Source organism: Oceanicaulis sp. (genome assembly GCA_040112665.1).
Classification (GTDB): domain Bacteria; phylum Pseudomonadota; class Alphaproteobacteria; order Caulobacterales; family Maricaulaceae; genus Oceanicaulis.
Genome location: CP157796.1, coordinates 1,525,375 through 1,545,590, shown reverse-complemented (window position 1 = coordinate 1,545,590; position 20,216 = coordinate 1,525,375). Strand labels below are relative to the sequence as shown.

Annotated in this window: 20 protein-coding genes; 10 read left to right on the top strand and 10 right to left on the bottom strand. The window is 68.5% G+C overall.

Translation table 11 applies throughout. The features are described from left to right. Positions 1-37: 37 nt before the first annotated feature. Together gltB and ABL308_07365 are read right to left on the bottom strand one after the other, a co-directional pair. Positions 38-4,549 carry a glutamate synthase large subunit gene (gene gltB, locus ABL308_07370; GenBank protein ID XBQ14784.1) on the bottom strand — a complete coding sequence of 1,504 codons (4,512 nt, stop codon included), beginning with the start codon at positions 4,547-4,549 and terminating at the stop codon, positions 38-40. After that, the gene (locus tag ABL308_07365; GenBank protein ID XBQ14783.1) at positions 4,546-5,985 is read right to left on the bottom strand and encodes an NAD(P)-dependent oxidoreductase; all 1,440 of its coding nucleotides are present in this window, start codon (positions 5,983-5,985) and stop codon (positions 4,546-4,548) included. Before ABL308_07365 ends, gltB begins: the two co-directional genes overlap by 4 nt. A 322-nt stretch (positions 5,986-6,307) precedes the next feature. Between ABL308_07365 and ABL308_07360 the strand changes: the two genes are divergently transcribed. Next, positions 6,308-6,490 (top strand): (2Fe-2S)-binding protein, encoded by a 183-nt coding sequence (locus ABL308_07360; protein XBQ17691.1) that lies wholly within the window; start codon positions 6,308-6,310, stop codon positions 6,488-6,490. On the opposite strand, the gene ABL308_07355 is transcribed toward ABL308_07360, so the two are convergent. Beyond that, positions 6,487-6,855: a DUF4112 domain-containing protein gene (locus tag ABL308_07355; protein XBQ17690.1), complete on the bottom strand. Its 369-nt coding sequence runs from the start codon at positions 6,853-6,855 to the stop codon at positions 6,487-6,489. The genes ABL308_07360 and ABL308_07355 overlap by 4 nt on opposite strands. A 146-nt stretch (positions 6,856-7,001) precedes the next feature. Between ABL308_07355 and bfr the strand changes: the two genes are divergently transcribed. Beyond that, positions 7,002-7,484, top strand: coding sequence for a bacterioferritin (bfr, locus tag ABL308_07350; protein ID XBQ17689.1), 483 nt, complete (start codon positions 7,002-7,004; stop codon positions 7,482-7,484). A 76-nt stretch (positions 7,485-7,560) separates the two neighbouring features. On the opposite strand, the gene rpmB is transcribed toward bfr, so the two are convergent. Next, positions 7,561-7,854, bottom strand: a complete 294-nt coding sequence (rpmB, locus tag ABL308_07345; GenBank protein ID XBQ17688.1) for a 50S ribosomal protein L28 — start codon at positions 7,852-7,854, stop codon at positions 7,561-7,563. Between the two features lie 261 nt (positions 7,855-8,115). Here rpmB and ABL308_07340 point away from each other — a divergent pair, with 261 nt between their 5' ends. From ABL308_07340 to ABL308_07310, 7 genes are all read left to right on the top strand, one after another. Further along, entirely contained in the window at positions 8,116-8,943 is an 828-nt protein-coding gene (locus ABL308_07340; protein XBQ17723.1) for a DUF3108 domain-containing protein, read from the top strand. A gap of 81 nt (positions 8,944-9,024) precedes the next feature. Continuing rightward, positions 9,025-11,709, top strand: coding sequence for a helicase-related protein (locus ABL308_07335; GenBank protein ID XBQ17687.1), 2,685 nt, complete (start codon positions 9,025-9,027; stop codon positions 11,707-11,709). A 13-nt stretch (positions 11,710-11,722) separates the two neighbouring features. After that, positions 11,723-12,016, top strand: coding sequence for a S4 domain-containing protein (locus ABL308_07330; protein ID XBQ17686.1), 294 nt, complete (start codon positions 11,723-11,725; stop codon positions 12,014-12,016). Next, the gene (locus tag ABL308_07325) at positions 12,016-12,468 is read left to right on the top strand and encodes a TerB family tellurite resistance protein (GenBank protein ID XBQ17685.1); all 453 of its coding nucleotides are present in this window, start codon (positions 12,016-12,018) and stop codon (positions 12,466-12,468) included. The genes ABL308_07330 and ABL308_07325 overlap by 1 nt, the downstream gene beginning before the upstream one ends. 115 nt (positions 12,469-12,583) lie before the next feature. Continuing rightward, positions 12,584-12,916, top strand: coding sequence for a ferredoxin FdxA (fdxA, locus tag ABL308_07320; protein ID XBQ17684.1), 333 nt, complete (start codon positions 12,584-12,586; stop codon positions 12,914-12,916). Between the two features lie 328 nt (positions 12,917-13,244). Next, positions 13,245-13,763 carry a CarD family transcriptional regulator gene (locus ABL308_07315; protein XBQ17683.1) on the top strand — a complete coding sequence of 173 codons (519 nt, stop codon included), beginning with the start codon at positions 13,245-13,247 and terminating at the stop codon, positions 13,761-13,763. A gap of 174 nt (positions 13,764-13,937) precedes the next feature. After that, entirely contained in the window at positions 13,938-14,831 is an 894-nt protein-coding gene (locus ABL308_07310; protein XBQ17682.1) for an RNA polymerase factor sigma-32, read from the top strand. Between the two features lie 6 nt (positions 14,832-14,837). On the opposite strand, the gene ABL308_07305 is transcribed toward ABL308_07310, so the two are convergent. Beyond that, positions 14,838-15,620 carry a hypothetical protein gene (locus ABL308_07305; GenBank protein XBQ17681.1) on the bottom strand — a complete coding sequence of 261 codons (783 nt, stop codon included), beginning with the start codon at positions 15,618-15,620 and terminating at the stop codon, positions 14,838-14,840. A gap of 150 nt (positions 15,621-15,770) precedes the next feature. Between ABL308_07305 and ABL308_07300 the strand changes: the two genes are divergently transcribed. Then, positions 15,771-16,145, top strand: a complete 375-nt coding sequence (locus ABL308_07300) for a hypothetical protein (protein ID XBQ17680.1) — start codon at positions 15,771-15,773, stop codon at positions 16,143-16,145. A gap of 42 nt (positions 16,146-16,187) precedes the next feature. Here the strand turns inward: ABL308_07300 and ABL308_07295 are convergent, their stop codons facing one another. Genes ABL308_07295 through ABL308_07275 form a run of 5 tightly spaced genes read right to left on the bottom strand, consistent with a single transcriptional unit; the run spans position 16,188 to position 20,184 of the window. Then, on the bottom strand, positions 16,188-16,568 hold the full coding sequence (locus ABL308_07295; GenBank protein ID XBQ17679.1) for a hypothetical protein: 381 nt from the start codon (positions 16,566-16,568) through the stop codon (positions 16,188-16,190). Then, positions 16,569-16,958, bottom strand: a complete 390-nt coding sequence (locus ABL308_07290; GenBank protein XBQ17678.1) for a heavy-metal-associated domain-containing protein — start codon at positions 16,956-16,958, stop codon at positions 16,569-16,571. 18 nt (positions 16,959-16,976) lie between these two features. After that, complete coding sequence (locus ABL308_07285; GenBank protein ID XBQ17677.1) at positions 16,977-17,615, bottom strand: hypothetical protein; 639 nt, start codon at positions 17,613-17,615, stop codon at positions 16,977-16,979. Positions 17,616-17,659: 44 nt separating this feature from the next. Then, the gene (locus ABL308_07280) at positions 17,660-18,031 is read right to left on the bottom strand and encodes a hypothetical protein (GenBank protein ID XBQ17676.1); all 372 of its coding nucleotides are present in this window, start codon (positions 18,029-18,031) and stop codon (positions 17,660-17,662) included. A gap of 53 nt (positions 18,032-18,084) precedes the next feature. After that, positions 18,085-20,184, bottom strand: coding sequence for a TonB-dependent receptor (locus ABL308_07275; GenBank protein ID XBQ17675.1), 2,100 nt, complete (start codon positions 20,182-20,184; stop codon positions 18,085-18,087). Between the last annotated feature and the right edge of the window lie 32 nt (positions 20,185-20,216).

Genomic DNA, 20,216 nt, shown 5'->3' with positions numbered 1-20,216 from the left:
AGCTTAGCGCGATCAGGATGATTCGGGCGCTGAACCGTCAGGCCCGTTTCTGCCCGCCCGCTTCGATCTTCGCAGGCTCGAACGGGACGACATGGCGGAACTGCGCCTTGCGGCGGTCCCAGTCGTTGAGGATCGCCGCGGCGTGAAGGCTGCCGGTGGCTTCGCGGTGGGATTCGATCATCGCCAGAAGCCGGGCTTCGGCCTCCCCGCTCACCTCGGTGACGAACACGCTGTCGGTGTTGAGCCGGGGTTCGAGCCGTCCGTCCTCGTCGAGCACGAAGGCTTCGCCGCCGGTCATGCCGGCTGCGAAATTGTCGCCGACCTTGCCCAGGATCACCGCCGTTCCGCCGGTCATGTACTCGCACCCGTTCGCCCCGCAGCCCTCGACCACGACGTCCGCGCCGGAGTTTCGGACCGCGAAGCGCTGGCCCGCCCCGCCCGCGGCGAAGAGCCGGCCCGAGGTCGCGCCGTAGAGCACGGTGTTGCCGATGATCACGTCGCCCGGCGCATGGCGCTTGCAGCCGCCGAAGGGACGGATCGCGATCGTCGCGCCAGAGAGCCCCTTGCCCACATAGTCGTTGGCGTCGCCCTCGAGCTCGATCCTGAGCCCGCGCGCGGCGAACGCGCCGAGCGACTGGCCCGCGCTGCCGCGAAGGCGCAGGGTGAGCTGGCCTTCCTCGAGCCCGTCCGCGCCGAACTGGCGGACGATCTCGGAACTGGTGCGCGTGCCCACCGCCCGGTCGACGTTCCTGACGTCATAGACCAGCTGCATCTTCTCGCGCCGGGTGAACACCGCCGAGGCGTCCTTGAGGATCTGCTCGTCCAGGCTCGGCGCGACGGCGTTGCGCTGCTTGCGGGTGGAGCGCGGCGGACGCGCCTGCGGGTCGACACGGACCAGAAGCGGGTTGAGGTCGAGATCGTCGAGATGGGACGCGCCGCGGCTGACTTGATCGAGCAGATCGGCCCGCCCGATGATCTCCTCGAGGCTCGACGCGCCGAGCTTGGCGAGGATTTCCCGGGTGTCGCGGGCGATGAAAGTCATCAGGTTCACCACATGGTCGGCGAGCCCGGTGAAGCGCTTCCTGAGATCGTCGTCCTGGGTGCACACGCCCACCGGACAGGTGTTCGAATGGCATTGCCGGACCATGAGGCAGCCCAGCGCGATGAGGCTCGTCGTGCCGATGCCGAACTCCTCCGCGCCCAGCATGGCCGCGATCACCACGTCCCGGCCGGTGCGGATGCCCCCGTCCGCGCGCAGCGTCACCCGCTCACGCAGCCCGTTCAGTGAGAGCACCTGATGGGCTTCGGACAGGCCGAGTTCCAGAGGCGCGCCGGCGAACTTGATCGAGGTTTGCGGGCTCGCGCCCGTGCCTCCGACATTGCCCGAGATGAGGATGACGTCGGCGTGCGCCTTGGCCACGCCCGCGGCCACCGCGCCCACGCCTTCTGCCGCGACCAGCTTTACGCAGACCCGGGCGTCGGGATTGATCTGTTTCAGGTCATAGATGAGCTGGGCGAGATCCTCGATCGAGTAGATGTCGTGATGCGGCGGCGGGCTGATCAGCGTGGTGCCGGGCGTGGCGTGACGCAGCTTGGCGATGAACTCGGTCACCTTGAAGCCGGGCAGCTGGCCGCCCTCGCCGGGCTTGGCGCCCTGGGCGACCTTGATCTCGATCTCGCGGCACTGGTTGAGATACTCCGCGGTCACGCCGAACCGGCCCGAAGCGACCTGCTTGACCGCGGAGTTCATGTTGTCGCCCGAGGGCAGCGGCTTGTAGCGCGCCCGGTCCTCGCCGCCTTCGCCGGAGACGGATTTCGCGCCGATCCGGTTCATCGCAACGTTCAGCGCGCCGTGCGCTTCAGGGCTCAGCGCGCCGAGACTCATGCCCGGCGTGACGAAGCGCTGGCGGATCTCGTTGACGCTTTCGCATTTGGAGACGTCGATCTTCGGGCCCAGCGGGCGCGGCTCCAGAAGGTCGCGCAGCTGGATCGGCGTCTCTTCGCGCGATTGCAGGCGGACATACTCCTGAAACGAGGCGTAATTCTCCTCGCGCACGGCCTTTTGCAGGGCGGCGACGGACCGGGCCTCCACCGCATGGGCTTCGCCGGAGGCGCGCTGGCGGTAGAACCCGCCGATGGGCAGCCTGACGGCGTCGGGCGAACTCCACGCCCAGGCGTGCAGCTCGGAGAGCTTCTGTTCGAGCCCGGACAGGCCGATGCCCGAGATCCGGCTGGTGACCCCGCCCAGATACTCGCTCGCCACGGCGCGGGAGAGGCCGAGCACCTCGAAATTGCACCCGCCGCGATACGAGCTGACGACGGAGATGCCCATCTTGGACATGATTTTCAGAAGGCCCGCCTCGAAGGCGGCCTGCATGTTCGCCGCCTTGGTTCCGGGATCGAGGCCCTTGAGACCGCCCTTGGCGCGCGCCGCCACCGTCTCGAACGCGATATAGGGGTTCACCGTGGTGGCCCCCAGCCCGATCAGAACGGCGAGGCCGTGCGCGTCGGTCACGTCCGCGGCGCGTGCGTTCAGCGAGGTGTAGGTGCGCAGGCCTTTGCGGGTCAGGTGCGCGTGCACGGCGCCGACCGCCAGCGCCATGGGCACCGCGCAGCGCTCGGGCCCCTGCGCCTCGTCGGTGAGGACCAGATGCTCGGCGCCCGAGCGCACAGCCTCGGCCGCGTCGGTGCGCAACCGGTCGAGCGCGCGCATCAGCCCGCCGCCAGAACCCTTCGCTTCCTCGGCGGGGAAGGTCGCGTCCAGGAACGCCACCCGCTCGCCCAGAAGCGTGATCAGCCGGTCGTACATGCCGTTGGTCAGGACCGGGCTTTCCAGCACGAAGACGTTGGTCTGGGTCTCGTCCTCAGCCAGGATGTTGCCCAGGTTCTTGAACCGGGTCTTCAGGCTCATCACCCGGCCTTCGCGCAAGGGGTCGATGGGCGGGTTGGTGACCTGGGAGAAGTTCTGCCGGAAATAGTGATAGACCGGCCGGTAGCGGTTCGACAGCACCGCCAGCGGGCTGTCGTCGCCCATCGAGCCGACCGCTTCCTTGCCGCTCTCGGCCATGGGCGAAAGGATGAGCTCGATCTCCTCGAGCGACAGTCCCGCCGCGGCCTGACGGCGCAGGCGTTCGGGCTCGTCATAGATCGGGTCTTCGGGACCGGGACCGATGTCGGACTCGACCTCCCGGACGTTCTTCAGCCAGCTCTCATAGGGGTGCTTCTCGGCCAGAAGATCGAGCATCTCGGTCTCGCGCCGGAAGCCGCCGCCCTGAAGATCCACGCCGATCATCCGGCCCGGCTGCACCGCGCCGCGCTCGGTCACGCGCTCGGGGTCGATCTCGGCCATGCCGGTCTCCGAGCCGACCGCCAGCAGCCCGTCATCCGACAGCGACCAGCGCAGCGGCCTCAGCCCGTTCCTATCGAGCCCCGCGATCGCCCAGCGCCCGTCGCAGGCGACCACCGCGGCGGGCCCGTCCCAGGGCTCCATCACCGAGTTGCAGTACTCGTAAAGCCCGCGCCAGGCCGCCGGCATGATGTCGGCGCGTTTCGACCAGGCTTCTGGGATGAGCAGGGTCTTGGCCATGGGCGCGGAGCGGCCCGCGCGCACGAGGATCTCGAACACCTCGTCGAGCGCGGCAGAGTCCGACGCGCCGGGGCTGATCACCGGTTTGACCGCGTCCTCGGCGTCCCGGAAGGCCTTGGAGGCCATGAGGATCTCATGGCTCTTCATCCAGTTGCGATTGCCCTTGAGCGTGTTGATCTCGCCGTTATGGGCGAGCATGCGGAAGGGCTGGGCCAGCTTCCACTCGGGGAAGGTGTTGGTGGAATAGCGCTGGTGGAACATCGCGAACGGCGACACGAAGCGCTCGTCGCGAAGGTCGGGATAGAAAACGTCGATCGCCTCGGCCAGGAACATGCCCTTGTAGACGACGTCCCGGGCGCTCAGAGAGCAGACATAGAAGCTCGGCACGGCGTCTTCACGGGCGCGGGATTCGATCCGTCGGCGGGTGAGATAGAGCGCCCTTTCCAGCGCGTCCGAGGAGCGCTTCTTGGGGTCGCAGAACAGAATCTGCTCGATCGCGGGCCGGGTCGCGGCAGCCTTGTCGCCCAGGCAGGAGGGATCGATCGGCACCTGCCGCCAGCCGTAAAGCCGCATGCCCGCGCGCAGCACCTCGGTCTCCACGATCGCGCGGCCGCGCTCCTGGGCGGCGAAATCGGTGCGCGGCAGGAAGACCATGCCCACGCCCAGCGTGCCCTCCTCGGGCGCGTGGCCGGTGCGCTCGACCTGGGCTTCGAAGAACGCCTTGGGGATGCCGACCCTGAGCCCCGCCCCGTCGCCGGTGCGCCCGTCCGCGTCCACCGCCCCGCGATGCCAGACGGCCTTCAGCGCGTCGATGGCGAGCTGGACGGTTTCGCGCCGCGCCCGGCCCTCGACGTCGGCGACCAGCCCGACGCCGCAGGCGTCGCGCTCGCTCTCGGGATCGTAGGCGCCGCCCTCGATCAGGCGCTGGCGTTCGGTGTGGTAGCGGGTGAGATAATCGCTCATTCGGCGGGCTCCGCGAGCGCGGCCTGGCGCCCGGCTTCGGCTTTCGCCATCAGATCGGCGTGGATGGTCTTCGCCGCGTCCTGGCCGTCCTTGATCGCCCAGACCACCAGCGAGGCGCCGCGCACCGCGTCGCCGCCGGCGTAGACGCCGGGGATCGAGGTGCGGCAGCCTTCGGTGACGCGCAGCGTGCCGCGCGCGTTCATCTCCAGCGCCTCCGCAGTGAAGGCTTGAGGAAAGTTCTCAGGCTCGAAGCCCAGGGCCGCGACGACCATGTCCGCGGCGTAGTCCTGCTCCTCGCCGGGCTGAGGCACGGGCTTTCTGCGGCCGGTGGCGTCAGGCGCGCCCAGCGCCATCTTCTGAACGCGCACGCCGGTGGCCGTCTCCGCATCGCCCAGTATGGCGGCGGGCGCGGAGAGCCATTCGAACGAGACGCCTTCTTCCTCGGCGTGGACGACCTCGCGCGCGCTGCCGGGCATGTTCGCCCGGTCGCGGCGGTACAGGCAGGCGACGGTGTCCGCGCCCTGACGGATCGCGGTGCGCACGCAGTCCATCGCCGTGTCCCCGCCGCCGATCACGACCACGCGCTTTCCTTTCGCGTCCAGCCGGCCGTTATCGGCGACCTCCTCGCCGAAGCCGCGGCGGTTCGAGGCGGTGAGGTATTCCAGCGCCGGGACCAGGCCGCGCCCGCCCCCGCCAGGGCAGGTCAGGGCCCGGGCCGCATAGGCGCCCGCGGCGATATAGACCGCGTCATGCTTGAACTGCAGCTCTTCAAGCGTGGCGTCCTTGCCGACCTCGAAGTTCAGGACGAACGACACGCCGCTTTCTTCCAGCCGCTCCACCCGGCGCGTCACCACCGTCTTGTCGAGCTTGAAGTTCGGGATGCCGTAGACCAGAAGCCCGCCCGCCCGGTCGTGCCGGTCGTAGACGGTGACGGCGTGGCCCTTCTCGCGCAGGCGTTCGGCCGCGCTGAGCCCCGCCGGCCCTGCGCCGATGATGCCGACAGAGAACCCGGTTTCCGCCTTCGGGCGGATCGGCTTCACCCAGCCTTCCTTCCATGCGGTCTCGGTGATGTGGCTTTCCACCGAGCCGATGGTCACCGAGCCGTGGCCGGATTGTTCGATCACGCAGGCGCCTTCGCACAACCGGTCCTGCGGGCAGATGCGGCCGCACACTTCGGGCATGGTCGAGGTCGCGCTGGAGCGCTCGTAGGCTTCCTCCATGCGCCCTTCGGCGGCCAGCATCAGCCAGTCGGGAATGTCGTTTTGAAGCGGGCAGCCGGTCTGGCAGAACGGCACGCCGCACTGCGAGCAGCGCGCAGCCTGATCCTCGCCGCGCTCGGGATCGAACGGGGCGTAGATCTCGCCGAAATCGCGCTTGCGGTCCTCGGGGGCCCGCTTGTCGGGATAGCGCTGGTCGACATGGATGAATTTGAGCACGGGCGGTCTCCTCACCGTCGGCTCGCCGGCCCGGTCGGCCTGTCTTATTTGTCCGGACTTTATTGCATTGCACCATGAAAGGCGCAGGGCGTGCAAGCGCGCCCAAGGTCGCTGGCGCGGCGTCAGGGAGAAGTTCTAGGCCGCCGATGCGGCCCGGAAAGGGTGAGACGGCGCCGGGAGGGTGGCGCGGGTGCGCCCCGGCGCCGCACCGGCGCCGTGCGCGATTGACAATCGTTCGCAGCAGAGCGATATGAGTTTCTGAGAATGATTTGCGGATGCGCCTGATCGCAGCGCGCGCCGCCAACCACCGGAACGCCCGCCCATGATCGTCTGTGTCTGCAACGTCATCCGCTGCCGCGACGTCAAAGCCGCCGCCGAGAAAGGCGTAAGCGACGTGCCCGGCGTGTTCAAGGCCTGCGGCGCGAAGCCCAAATGCGGCCGCTGCTTTGAAGAGGCCGCCAAGATGATCGGCGCTTCGGTCGCCGCTCCGGCCGCAGCCGGCTAGCGGCCCGCCTGCCTGGCGAGCGCCTTTTCGATCGTGTTCAGGCTCTTCTTGTGAGCCTTGAAGACGAAGTCGAACACGTCACCGATGAGCGGCACCGCGCCGATGATCGCGTCCAGCGCGGTGTAGCCGGCGATTCTCAGCTTCACCCCGGTGGACAGGCCGAGCTCGTGCGCGCTCGTCAGCATGACGATCCCGCCGGCGAGCGTGACGAGCCCGCCGACGCCGGGGATGAGGCCCAGTATGCCGTCGAAGCCGAAGCGGAAGCCGGCGATCTCGAACCGGTCGTCGAGCAATCTCGCCCAGCCGCGCGCGCGGGCGAGCGCGGGCGGCAGAGCGGATTCAGGCGTGGCGTGATCACGGGGCATGAGGCTCGAACGCTCCATATTGCGCCGCGTTCCGCCCGGCGGGCCGCGAACGCGTCGCGCTTGCGAAGATAACCGGCCCGGTGCGCTTGGCGGGGCGGTCGGTCGCGGCTAAGTCTGAAGGACGAACCGAACAGAAAGGGCCTGCGATGAAGGGCGATCCGAAGGTCATCGAGCATCTGAACAAGGCGCTCAAGCTCGAGCTGACCACCGTCAACCAGTACTTCCTGCACGCCCGCATGTTCCGCGACTGGGGCTTCCATCGTATCGCGAAGATCGAATACGAGGAATCCATCGACGAGATGAAGCACGCCGATGCGCTGATCGAGCGCATCCTGTTTCTCGAAGGCCTGCCCAACGTGCAGGACCTCGGCAAGGTGCTGATCGGCGAGACGCTGAAGGAATGCCTGGAGCTCGATCTCGAGGCCGAACGGCGCGCACACCCGATCTACAAGGAAGCGATCGCCTATTGCGAAAGCGTCGGCGATTACGTCTCCCGGCAGATCTTCGACAAGATCCTCGCCTCCGAGGAAGAGCATATCGACTTCCTGGAGACCCAGCTAGGCCTGATCGAGAAGGTCGGCGAGGAGCGCTACATGCAGGCCCAGATGGGCGGGGCCGATTGCAGCTAGGCCCCTGCGCCGGCCAAAACAAAACGCCCGCCGGGATCCGGCGGGCGTTTTTCGTTCCGGCGATCGAAGCGGCGCGTTACGCGGCGGCTTCGGTCTGGGCCTTCTTGATCTCGCGCTTGAGCTTCAGCGCGGCCGGCGAGAGGTTCTCGTTGCGGGCCTTCAGAAGGAAGGCGTCGAGACCGCCGACATGGTCCACGCTGCGCAGGGCGCGCGCGGCTATGCGGAATTTGAACGACCGCCCCAGGGTCTCCGACGCCAGGGTGACCTGGCACAGATTCGGCAGGAAGCGGCGCTTCGTCTTGTTGTTGGCGTGGGACACGTTGTGACCCGAGACCGGGCCGGTGCCCGTCAGTTCGCAGCGGCGCGACATGGCTTCCACCTGTTTTCGTGCGTCGTGAATACGGACGTCTTCAATATCGGCGCGACCGCATCGATACACGGTGCGGCGCGGGAGCGGGCGATCTACCGGAGGCCCGCACCCGCGTCAAGGCGCATGGTCATGAAGCCGCCTTATCGCGGTCTCAAGTGCGTTTCATACATCATAGGCCCGGTTTCGCGGCGCCCGGCTTGCGCCGCCCGGTCCGCTCGTCCCATATCAGGCCGGACCGCAATAAACGGATACGCCTGCTTGATGACGCACGCACTCAGACTTTCCGGCCTCGCCGCCGCCGCGCTGATGATCGCCGCCGGCCCCGCTGCGAACGCCCAGCTGCTCGATGACGGCCCTGCCGTGACCCCGCCCGAAGGGCTTTCGGTGAGCTATTCGGGCTCGGTCTATTTTCTTCAGGTGGCCAACGTGTCGCTGTCGGCCCGCTTCGGCGACGCGGACTACGCCGCCCGCGCGAGCTTTCAGAGCGCGGGCCTTCTGCGCTGGTTCGACGACACCGACATCGTGGCGACCTCGATCGGCTACCGCAACGCCGAGGGCCTCGCGCCCTACCGGTACGAGCACATCAACTACGCCTCGGAAAAGGGGCGCGTGGTCGGCATCGACTTTCCCGACGGCCGCGCCGTGCCCGACATCAACCCGCCCTTCGGGTCGATGGGCGAGCCGCCCGCGTCCGACGAAGAGCGCCAGGGCGCGCTCGATCCGATCTCGGTCATGCTGGGTCTGACCCTGGCCATGCCCGGCGACCGCGACGAGCCGTGCAGCGGCCGCCTTCCGGTGTTCGACGGCAAGGCGCGATACGATCTGCGCTTTGAAAACGCCGGCACGGACGAGGTCCGCACCCGGGCCTGGCAGGGCGAGGCGATCCGCTGCCGGGCCTATGTCGAGCCGATCAGCGGCTATGACGACGGCGACCGGCCCGACCAAGAAGAGCAGAACACGCCGGTGCATATCTGGCTCGCGCCGATCGACGACGTGTACGTGCCGGTGCGTTTCCGCGCGAGCACGCGGATCGGCAACATCAACGTCACGGCCAACCGCATCACGCTGGGCGCGCCGCCGAGCGAGTGACTGTGCATAAGCGGCGCGCGCCGCTTATAACCGGCGCGCGCCCGCCCTATCTTGATCGGTGAGATCGCCGAGGGCGGAGCCATGACGAGCCCCAGACCGGGCGCTGCGAAGATCACCGCGGTGCTCGGCCCGACCAACACCGGCAAGACCCATCTCGCTCTCGAGCGGATGATGGCGCGCGGATCGGGCGTGATGGGCCTGCCCCTGCGCCTGCTCGCCCGCGAGCTCTACGACCGGGTGGTCAAGGTGAAGGGCGCGCACGCGGTCGCCCTGATCACCGGCGAGGAAAAGATCCGCCCGCCCACGGCGCGGTACTTCCTGTGCACGGTCGAAGCCATGCCGATGGAGCTGCGCCCCGCCTTCGTGGGCGTGGACGAGATCCAGCTCTGCGCCGATCCCGATCGCGGCCACGTCTTCACCAACAGGCTGCTGCATGCGCGCGGGACCGAAGAGACGATGTTCATGGGCGCGTCGACCATGCGTCCCCTTTTGCGCCGGCTGGTCCCAGAGGCCGAGATCGAGGAGCGCGAGCGTTTCTCGGTCCTGACCTACGCGGGCTCGAAAAAGCTCTCCAAGCTGCCGCGCCGGACCGCGGTCGTCGCGTTTTCCGCCGAGGACGTCTACTCGATCGCCGAACTGGTCCGCCGCCAGCGCGGCGGCGCGGCGGTGGTGATGGGTGCGCTCAGCCCGCGCACGCGGAACGCCCAGGTCGAGCTCTACCAGTCCGGCGAGGTGGATTTCCTCATCGCCACCGACGCGATCGGCATGGGGCTGAACATGGATGTCGACCATGTCGCCTTCGCCTCGCTGTCGAAATTCGACGGCCGCAAGCGCCGCCGCCTGCATCCCCAGGAGATCGGCCAGATCGCCGGCCGCGCCGGGCGCTTCCGGTCCGACGGCACGTTCGGGATCACCGCCGATGCGCGCGCGCCCGATCCCGACGTGATCGACCGGATCGAGAACCATGAGTTCGATCCGGTCACCAGGCTGATCTGGCGCAATTCCGATCTCGACCTGTCGAGCCTTCACGCCCTGCGCGTCAGCCTGAACACGCCCCCGCCCGACCCTGCGCTCGAACGCGTGCGTCACGCCGTCGACGAGGAGGTGCTGGACATCTGCGCGCGCGATCCGGAGCTGAAAGACCAGCTCAAGAGCCGCGCCGGGCTGGCGCGCTTCTGGGACGTGTGCCGCACGCCGGACTTCAGGAAGACCACGATCGACGACCACGCCCGGCTGGTGAAGACGCTGTTCGGCCATCTCACCTCCAAGGCCGGCAAGCTGCCCGACGCCTGGCTGGAGGCCCAGATCGACCGGCTGGCGAAGACCTCCGGCGATGTCGACGCGCTCAGCCAGCGCCTCGCCTATGTGCGCACCTGGGCCTACGCCGCCCATCGCGGCGACTGGACGCGCGATCCGGCCTACTGGCAGGGGCGCACCCGCGAGGTGGAGGACCAGCTTTCCGACGCGCTGCACGAACAGCTGACCGCGCGCTTCATCGACCGGCGCACCAGCGCGCTGATGAAGGGTCTGCGCGAGAAGACCGATCTCGAAGCCGGGCTCGACGGCAAGGGCGAGGTGACGGTCGAGGGTCATTACGTGGGCCGGCTGACCGGGCTGAGCTTCCACGCGGACACTGAAGGCGGCCCGCTGGCCCGCCGCGCTGTCGCCAACGCCGCGATGAAGGCGGTCCGGCCCGAGGTGAACCGGCGCCTGGGACGCCTCGCCAAAGCCGAGGACGCCGACCTGTCGCTCGACGAAGCGGGCGTGCTCTACTGGAAGGACGAGAGGATCGGCCGCATCGCCGCAGGGCCCGACCCGTTCGCGCCGGCGGTCACGCTGGTCGGCGGCGAGCTCGGCGCAGGCGAAGCGGTGGCCCGCGCCGAACGCCGGCTCGAACGCTTCGTGGCGAGCCGGGCCGAAGAGGCGCTGAGCCCGCTTCTGAAGCTGCGCGCCATGGTTTCGGGGGGATCGGGCCTGGACGGGCTGGCGCGCGGAATCGGCTACCGGCTGGTGGAAGGCTACGGCGCCGCGCCGAGAAGCGCGCTGGCCGCCGACCTCGCCCAGCTGTCTGGAAACGAGCGCCGCCAGCTGCGCCGCGCCGGCGTGCGCATCGGCGAGCACGCGGTGTTCATGCCGGCGCTGCTCAAACCGAAAGCGGCGCGGCTGTCTTCGCTTCTGAAAGCCGCCCATGCCGGCGATCCGTCCGCCGCGCTTCTGCCCCCGCCGGGCCTGACGAGCCTCGAGGTCGAGCCGCGCCGCGGCGAGGCCGATTACGGCGCAGCGGGCTTTCAGCGCTGCGGGCCGCGGGCGGTGCGCCTGGACATGCTCGAACGCCTCGCCGACACGATCCGCGAGGCGCGCGATCCCGCCCACAAGCATGCCTTCACGCCCAGCCCGGCGATGACGAGCCTTCTGGGCGCGACCAACGAGGAGCTGCGCCTGATCCTCAAGGCGCTAGGCTATCGCCGCGTCCGCAAGGGCTCCGGCGAAGGTGAAACCGCCGAGGCCGAGCTCTGGGCCGGGCGCGCGAGATCGCTGAAACAGCGTGAGGAGCCCGCGCCCGCGCCCGCCCCGGCCGACACGCCCTTCGCCATCCTCGCCGAGCTGCCCGTCGCCCGAGGTCCTGCGCCTCAGCGCCGCAAACCGAAACAGCGTCGCAAGCCCGAGGCTGCGACGACTGCAGCCTCTGCAAAGCCCCAGACCGCCCAAGCGCCTGCGAAGAAAAAGCGCCGCCGCAGGCGCAAGCCCGGACCTGACGCCTCATGAGAAAGGCGCGCGCGTGAGCGAAGAGACCCAGCGCGCCGACGTCTGGCTGTTCCGCGCGAGGCTCTTCAAGTCGCGCTCGGGCGCCGGACGGTTCATCGAAGGCGGCGCGGTGCGACTGGAGCGTGCAGGCGCAGTCTCGCGTTTGACCAAAGCGAGCGCGCCGGTTCGCCCTGGCGACCGGCTGGTGTATGTCAGATCCGGACGGCTCGTGCGCATCGGGGTGACGGCCCTGGGCGCACGCCGCGGCCCGCCCGCCGAGGCGCGGACCCTGTACGTCCTCGAGACGGCCGAAGAAAAGGAAGAGTGATGATCGACGCGCTCAAGCGCCTGTTCACCGGCGGCGGGTCTGACAAGGCCGAGCCCGCCGACCCGGCTCCGGAAGTCGCCGCCGCCGTGCTGATGGTGCAGGCCGCGCTGGCCGACGGGGAGTTTTCCCAGGCCGAGCGCGAGAAGATCTGCCTGATCCTCAAAGAAGGCTTCCGCCTCGAACAGGCCCGCGCCGACGCGGTGCTGAACCAGGCCGAGGAGATCGCCCACGGCGCGGTCGACCATCACAGCTACACCAAGGTCGTCAAACGGATGCCCAAGGCGAACCGGATGGCGGTGATGACCCATCTGTGGATGGTCGCCCTGGCCGACGGCGTACGCGACGATCACGAGGATTCGCTGCTGCGCCGGCTCTCACCGCTCCTGGCGCTGTCGGACCGCGAGCGCGCCGAGGCGCGTCAGGCGGCCGAGGGCGGCGCGCAGACCGGCTGACAGGCCGAGTTCACACGCGGGCGCACCGGCGGCGTTGACAAACCGGGCGCGGGAGGCAATCTCCCGCAAACTCAATCCGCTCGACGTCGTCCGTATCCGCGAGGCCGCTCCCTCGATGACCTACATCGTCACCGACGCCTGCATCAAATGTAAGTTCACCGACTGCGTGGAAGTCTGTCCCGTGGACTGCTTCTACGAAGGCGAGAACATGCTCGTCATCCATCCCGACGAGTGCATCGATTGCGGCGTGTGCGAGCCCGAGTGCCCGGTCGAGGCGATCAAGCCCGACACCGAGGACGACAAGGACGGCAAGTGGCTGGCGCTCAATTCCGAGTATGCGACCAAATGGCCGAACATCACGGTCAAGAAGGACCCGCCGCCGGACGCCGAGAAGTACGAGACCGAGACCGGCAAGCTCGAGAAGTATTTCTCCCCGAAAGCCGGCTGAGGCCGTTAACCTAATTTTTACATAATGTTACAGTTTTCGGAACCACGTTCCGGACGCTGAGCGTCTTCGCGCGCGCAACAAATTGCAATTCGCTAAAAATTCTGATATGTTGAAGGTCTTCGGTTACGCGCCTCGCGCACCATCCGGGACGACGCACCGCTTTGAACTGACCGGCATCAAAACCCCTGTTCGGCCGCCCCGCAAGGGTGCGGTTCAGGTTTTTGCGTGCCGGACGCAGCGCGGACTTCGCGGCGGCCCGGCGGCTCAGGGGCGCGAAACGGACAGGCTCAATCGGACCGGCGTCCGGATCAATAAGAAGAGAGCATCCATGACCAAGAAAACCGCCAACGACAACAAGACCTTCAAGAAAGGCGACCATGTCGTCTATCCCGCCCACGGCGTGGGCCGGGTGACCGGCGTGGAGAAAGACACCGTGGCCGGCTTCGACATCGAGGTCTACGTGGTGTCCTTCGAGCAGGACAAGATGACCCTGCGCGTGCCGACCGCGAAGGCAAGCTCCGCAGGCATGCGGCCGTTGGCGAGCGACAAGATCCTCAAGGACGCTCTGAACACGCTGAAGGGCAAGCCCAAGGTCAAGCGCACCATGTGGTCGCGCCGCGCCCAGGAATACGAAGCGAAGATCAATTCCGGCGACCTGATCTCCATCGCCGAAGTGGTCCGCGACCTGCACCGCCAGGAAGACCAGCCCGAGCCGAGCTATTCCGAGCGCCAGCTCTATGAAAGCGCGCTCGACCGCATGGTCCGCGAAGTCGCCGCGGTCGAAAAGCTCGACCGCGACAAGGCGCTCGAGATGCTCACCCAGACGCTGACCAAGAAAGCCGCCTGACCGGCGCTTTCCTCAGCCCACGATGTGAGCCCCGTCCGGTCCTCCGGGCGGGGCTTTTTCGTGGCCGCTCGCAAGGCTGCTGCACAAACCGGCGGGCCGGGGTGAACCGGGGGCGCGAATGGTCCGTACATATGAACGAACCATGACGCAGCCACCGCTCGAAGGCCGCCCGACATGACCACGCGAACCGCGCCCGCCCGCACGCCAGATCCTGATCGCCGCTTCCTGAAACGGGCGATGGCCGCCCCATTGCTCGAACGCGAGGAAGAACTCGCGCTCGCCACGGCCTGGAAGGAGGAGGGCGACGAGCAGGCGCTGCACAAGCTGACCACCGCCTATATGCGCCTGGTCGTCGCGGTGGCCGCCAAGTTCAAGCATTACGGCCTGCCCTTCCCCGACCTGGTCTCGGAAGGCAATATCGGCCTGATGCAGGCCGCCGCGCGCTTCGAGCCCGAACGCGGCGTGCGCTTTTCCACCTACGCCAGCTGGTGGATCCGGTCCTCGATCCAGGACTATGTGCTGAGAAACTGGTCGATCGTGCGCACCGGCACGACCGCGGCGCAGAAATCGCTGTTCTTCAATCTGCGCCGTCTGCGCGCGCTCATTCGCGATGTCGGCTCGGGCGCGCTCAGCCCGGAGAACCGGGCCTATGTCGCCCAGGCGCTGAAAGTCGGCGAGGACGATGTCGAACAGATGGCCGCGCGCCTGGCCGCAGTCGACCGCTCGCTCAACGCCCCCTTCACCGAGGACGGCGACGGCGAGTGGCAGGATCTTCTGGCCGACGAAGGCCCCGATCCCGAGGCCGCCGTGATGGACCGGCGCGACACCGACACCCGCAGCTCCTGGCTCGAGACCGCCATGCAGACGCTGACCGAGCGCGAGCAGCTGATCATCCGCGAGCGCCGGCTGACCGAAGAGACCGTGACGCTGGAGAAGCTCGGCGAACGTCTGGGCATTTCGAAAGAGCGCGTGCGCCAGATCGAGCATCAGGCGCTGGGCAAACTCAAAAAGGCGCTGACCGAAACCGTCGGCGATCCCGAGGAAGCCGGTCTCATCCCGGCGGGCTAGTCCAGGCTAGCGCGGCAAGGCCCGCCCGTCCGGCGCGTCGAGGATCTCGATCTGCGCAGGGTGAGACAGCTCGATCGCCGGCCCGTTATAGGCGTAGAGCCAACCCCTCACCCGCACCACCGCGCCTTCGAGCGCGTAAAGGTCGATTTCGGCCTCTTCGAAGCGCGTTCGCGCGTTGCGGTCGGCGGTGGCGGTGAAATCGCTGCGCCAGTCCAGACCGAAATTCACGAACACCCTTCCGTCGCGCGCCTCTCCCGTCGCGACCACCCGTCCCTGCACGATCACCGGCCCGTCCAGCCGCTGGGCGAGCCGGTCAGGATCGGTGTCTGAAATCGCGAACGCCCCCGCGCCCCAGCCGCCCCGCCCCTCCGCCCGCGCGTCGGCCTCGGCGGCGTAGAGCGGGCCGAAATCGAGGGTCTGGCCTTCGCGCGGCCAGACGATGAGCCAGCCTGCGCGCACAAGGCTTTCGGCGAGATCGCCGTCGGACGTGGTCACCGCCGCGATCATCCGGCCGTAGCGGTCGGTCTCGGGGTCAGAGGCCGGCCGCGCCTGGAGGCCGGGCCCGACCCTGTCCAGCAGCGCGCCGCGTGTAGCGTCTGCGGCCTCGGGATGCAGCTCCCGGTTCGGGCCCGTCACGCCGGCGAGCACGACGGGCACGACCCCCTCGGCAGTCTCAAGATCAAAGGCGTGTCCCGACCAGACCCGCCCCGCCTCCCCGCGCGCCAGCGGCTCGGGTTCGCCGCAGGCGGCGGCCATGAACGCCAGAAGCGAGAGGGCGTGTGCGCGCATGGCGGCATGCTAGCGCTGCGCGCTGCGATTTCGAGAGAAAATACGATTGCGCGATTTCTCTACGGGGCCACTACGCAGGTTTGTATACCTCTGATAGCGTACAGCCTACGCAAAACTTCTGCGCGAAACCAGGCACAGGGGACAGCCATCATGAGCCAGACACGCAAACTCGAAGTGGGCGCTGCGAAAGGCGCACAGTTCTGGGCCTATATCTCGCCCAGCAACGACACCGCCGACGTGCTGACCGACTGGGAGATCACGCTCACCCAGAAGGACGGAAACTGGACCGGCAAGATGAGCAAGACCGGCGATCAGCACCTGCAGACGCCGGGCCTGTCGGGCGAGTTCGACGTAAAGGTCGTCGCGTCCGGAAAGGGCTGGGGGCCGACCGAGCTTCAGGCGTCAGGCAGCCCGTCCGATATCGGCTGCAACGCGAACTGCGCCTCGATGGTGGGCATCGTGGCGAGCAAGGACGGGAAGTCGGCGACCTACTGGACCACCTGGGACGCCTTCTGCAGCCAGTAGGGCGCGTGGCCCCGGCCGGAGGGTCCGGCCGGGGCGATGCGTCTAGAGCAGCAGGTCTGCGGCGAAGAAGGCGAAGAACGCCCCCACCGCGAGCAGGACGCTCGCCACCCACAGCGTGACGCCGCCGAAGGCGCGCAGGCGGGCGCAGGCTTTGGCTTTCGCCGGATCGGCCGGGCACGGCGCGTTGCGCGTCGCCCAGCGCGCGTACCACGCCCCAGCGAGCATCAGCGCGGCGATGGAGAACACCCATCCCTTATGGGCGCTGAGCGCGATCAGCCAGGGCACGTTGGAAGCCAGCCCCGCCATCGCCGCCCCCGCCCCGATCGTGACCAGCAGCGCAGGCAGCGCGCAGCAGATCAGCGTCGAGGCGCTGGCGAACAGCGCGAGCGCCGGCGCGGCGGTCTCGCGAACCGAAGCGAACATTTACGCCCCCGTGCCGCGGCGGATGGCCACCGTCTCGTAGCCCGAGCGGGTGACGAGATCGGAGATCGCTTCGTCGTCCATCGACATGCCTTCGCGCAGAACCAGCTGGAGCTGCTTGGTGTCGAGGTCGACATGGACGGCGGCGACTTCGTCGCGGCGGCCGAAGGTCTTGGTCATGGCGGTGGCGCAGAAGTCGCAGACCATGCCGTTGACCTCGGCGAGGACGAGCGAGCCGCCTTGCGCGAGCGCCGCCTCGATGTCGGCGTGAAGCGTCGGGCTGTGCGCCTCGCCTTCATGGGCGTGGTCGTCGCCGTGACCGGCGTGCTGGGCGTAAGCCGGCGCGAACAGGGCCAGCGACAGGGCGGAAGCGGTGAGAAGCGTGCGGATCATGGTGAGGTCCTCTCGATCCTAGAAACGGTAGATGAAGCTTGCGAAGGGTTCGTCGTCGACCGGCGTGTAGCCGAGCTCGAGCAGGACGGGCCCCTTGAAGAAGCGCACCAAAGGGGTGACGGCCACCGGCTCGTCGCGCTCGGCCCGCTGGTCGATCTCGACCATGAGCCAGGTGTGAAGGTCGCCGAAATCGCCCACATAGGGCGCGACGCCGAGCCGGGCGGCCTGCATAGCGTCCCCGCCCGCGCCCATGTCCGACAGGCGCGCCTCGTAGGAGACGAACCAGCGGCGGGTCTCCCAGTCGGCCATGACGCCGATGAAGCCTGCGGCTTCGGCGTCCATCGGGTTGGCGTCGATCCCCTCGGCCAGGCCTGCGCCGGCGGAGGCGTACAGATTGCCCTGGCTGTCGGGCGCGAACCAGCGCTTGACCAGATGAGTCGCCTGAACGCCGTTGAACAGAACGTCGGACTCCCGCATCCATTCGGTGCGCCAGCCCACCGACCATTCATGGTGGGGCGTGTAATGGACCAGGCCGTAAGTGGATTCCCGGTCGGTTTCGCCGATCACCGTCCAGCCGCCTTCGTAGCTGACCGGACGAGCTTCGGCCGCCGCGGCGCCTGCGAGGACGCAGGCTGCGGCGAGCGCGATTTTGCGCATGGAATTAGTCCCTTGCCGTTAGAGTTGACGCGTTTGAATGCGCGTCAGCCTCTCGGCGGGGGCGGGTCGAAGCCGTAGACGAGATCAGGCGCGGAAGCCGGCGCGAACGCGCGGACGAGGCCCGGCTCCGGCGCGGCGGGGGCCTGCGGGATATCGCCCAGCGTGGCGGTCAGAAGCACGCAATCAAGGCAGGCCGCCCCGCCGCCGCAGTCGTGACCGGCGGCGTTCATGGCAGGGCGCACGTCGTCGGATTCATCTTGGGAAGCCCCCGCCCCATGACAGGGCGGCGCAGCTTCATCATGAACGGCATGGCTCTGGGCGTGCGGGGTCGGACCGGCCGCATGGGCGGTCTGACAGAAGCCTGCGCCGGCCTCCACGAGGACCAGCACGGCGAGGACGGCGAACAGCCATTTCACACGCTCAGTGTACGGCGCGGCGGCCGAATGGCCAAGGCCGCCGCGCCGCCCGCCTAAAACGCCGCGCTCAGCCGCAGCCAGCCCCCGCGGCCCGCGCCGGGCAGACGCTCGCCGACCGGCACGCCGAGGCCTGAATTGCGGTTATAGCCCCCGAGATGATCGCGGTAGGGCTGGTCCAGCAGGTTGTCGACGCCGGCCGAGACCTGAGCCCTTGCGCCCAGATCGGCCGAGGCGACCAGACCCAGAACGACATGGCCGGGCGTTTTCGCCTCGCTGTTGGAGGCTGAAACGCGGTCCTGTTCGGCGACAGCCCTCACCTCCAGCCCCGCCGACCAGCTCGCCCGCTCATGGCTGAGCGTCGCGGTCAGCCGGTCCGGCGCGATCCGGTACAGATTGTCCTCTATATCGGTCCGCTCGCCCCTGACGATGCTGATGACGCCGTCCACCCGCCAGGCCCCGCCCAGGGCCTCGAAAAGCGCGGCGCCGAAATCGGCGTCGAAGCCATGAAGCCGCGCCTCGACATTGGAAAAGCGCAGCGGCGTGGGATCGCCGTTCATGGCCGAAACCATTTCAAGCGGGGTGTCGACGACGCCCGGCGTGACCGGCTCGGCCGGCGCGCCCTGGATGTAGTCGCCGATCCAGCTGACATAAGCGGTGGGGCGGACATAGGCGCGCGCGCCGGCGCAATCGACGCCGACTTCGAAGCCGGTTGCGGTTTCCACGTCGAGATCGAGATCACCGACATAGGTGTTTCCGTCCGCAAGGCCGCCGCTGGCCGGCGTGGGCAGCCAGGCGAAGCGTTCGAGATAGCCCGGCGCGCGGGACTTCCTGTAGAGCGCGGCGCGCAGGCGTGTCGTATCCGAGACCGGACGTGCGACCCGCACGAGCGCATCCGCAGTCACCGCGTCCCAGTCCCGGTCCGCCGCCGTATAGGCCGCCGCCAGCATGCGCGGACCCATCGGCAGAGCCGGGCCGATCAGCGGGCTGCGCGCCTCGGCCTCATAGGCGTCGATGCGGGCGCCGAGATAAAGCTCCAGCCCGCCCGCGCGCCCGTCCCATTCTGCGAACGCGCCCGTGCGGGCGAGTTCGGCGTCCTTGACCGGAGTGACGAAGAAGTCCGGGTTCACCGGATTGGTGATCGTCACGTCGTGGTCTGAGGCTTCGAAATCCGCGCCGAAGCGGATCTCTCCATCCGCCAGCGCGTAAGCGGCTTCCGCCTCGAACCCTGTGGTTTCCGCCGAGGCGAAGGTCTCCCTCCGCTGCATCGGCGCCGGCGCAGGTCGGAGCGTGAAATTGTTCATCGCATGATCGACCCGGCCATGGCGCGCCGTCAGATCGACCGTCCAGCCGCCGCGCTCGACCGTGACGCCGGCGCGGGTGATCGTGGTGTCGAAAAATCGGATATCCATCGGAAACGGCGGATTGCCGGTCTCGCCGGTTTCCTGACGGCGCATGTCCAGCCGCGCCTCGATCCCCTTGGCGGGCCGGATCGTATAACCCGCGCCGTACACGAGGCGCTCATGTCCGGTCCCGTCGAGCGTGCCGTACGGCGTGTCGAGATCGCCGCCTTCCTCGCGCGAGGCGAGGATCTGAAGACGCTGGCGCGCCGTCGCGATCCCGGCGACGGCGCCTACGCCGTAACTGTCATCGACGCTTCGGGCGACCGCCGTCAACGACCCCGAGACCTCCGGCGTCGCACTCGGGGCATAGCTGATCGACTTGAGCACGACATTCGCCGCCGCACCCAGCGCCGGGCCTTCAGACACCGGGGCCGGTCCGCGGGTCAATTCGATCCGTTCGACGAGCGGGGTCGGCGCATAATGCAGCGGCGGGTCCATCAGGTTCGGACCGCCCGAGGCGAGCCTTACGCCGTCGATCGCGGCGGGCACGCGCGCGCCGAACAGGCCGCGATGCTGGAGCTGGCCCGACAGCGCGCCGTTGTCGATCAGCGCCGCGCCGGGAAGGCGAGCGGCGAGCGCGGCGGCGTCGGCCTCGAGCGCCGGAGCGTCTTCGGGGCGAACCGCGCCGGTCTCGATGGGTCGGCCGGTCACCTGGATCACGTCGACCCAGCGCGGGTCGGCGTCAGGAGCGTCCGCCTGGACAGCAGCGTCGAGGGCGAGCGCAGCCGCGCCCGCAAGCAGAAGAGAAGTCATGGAATCTTTCCGTCAGAGCAAGGCGCAGACAC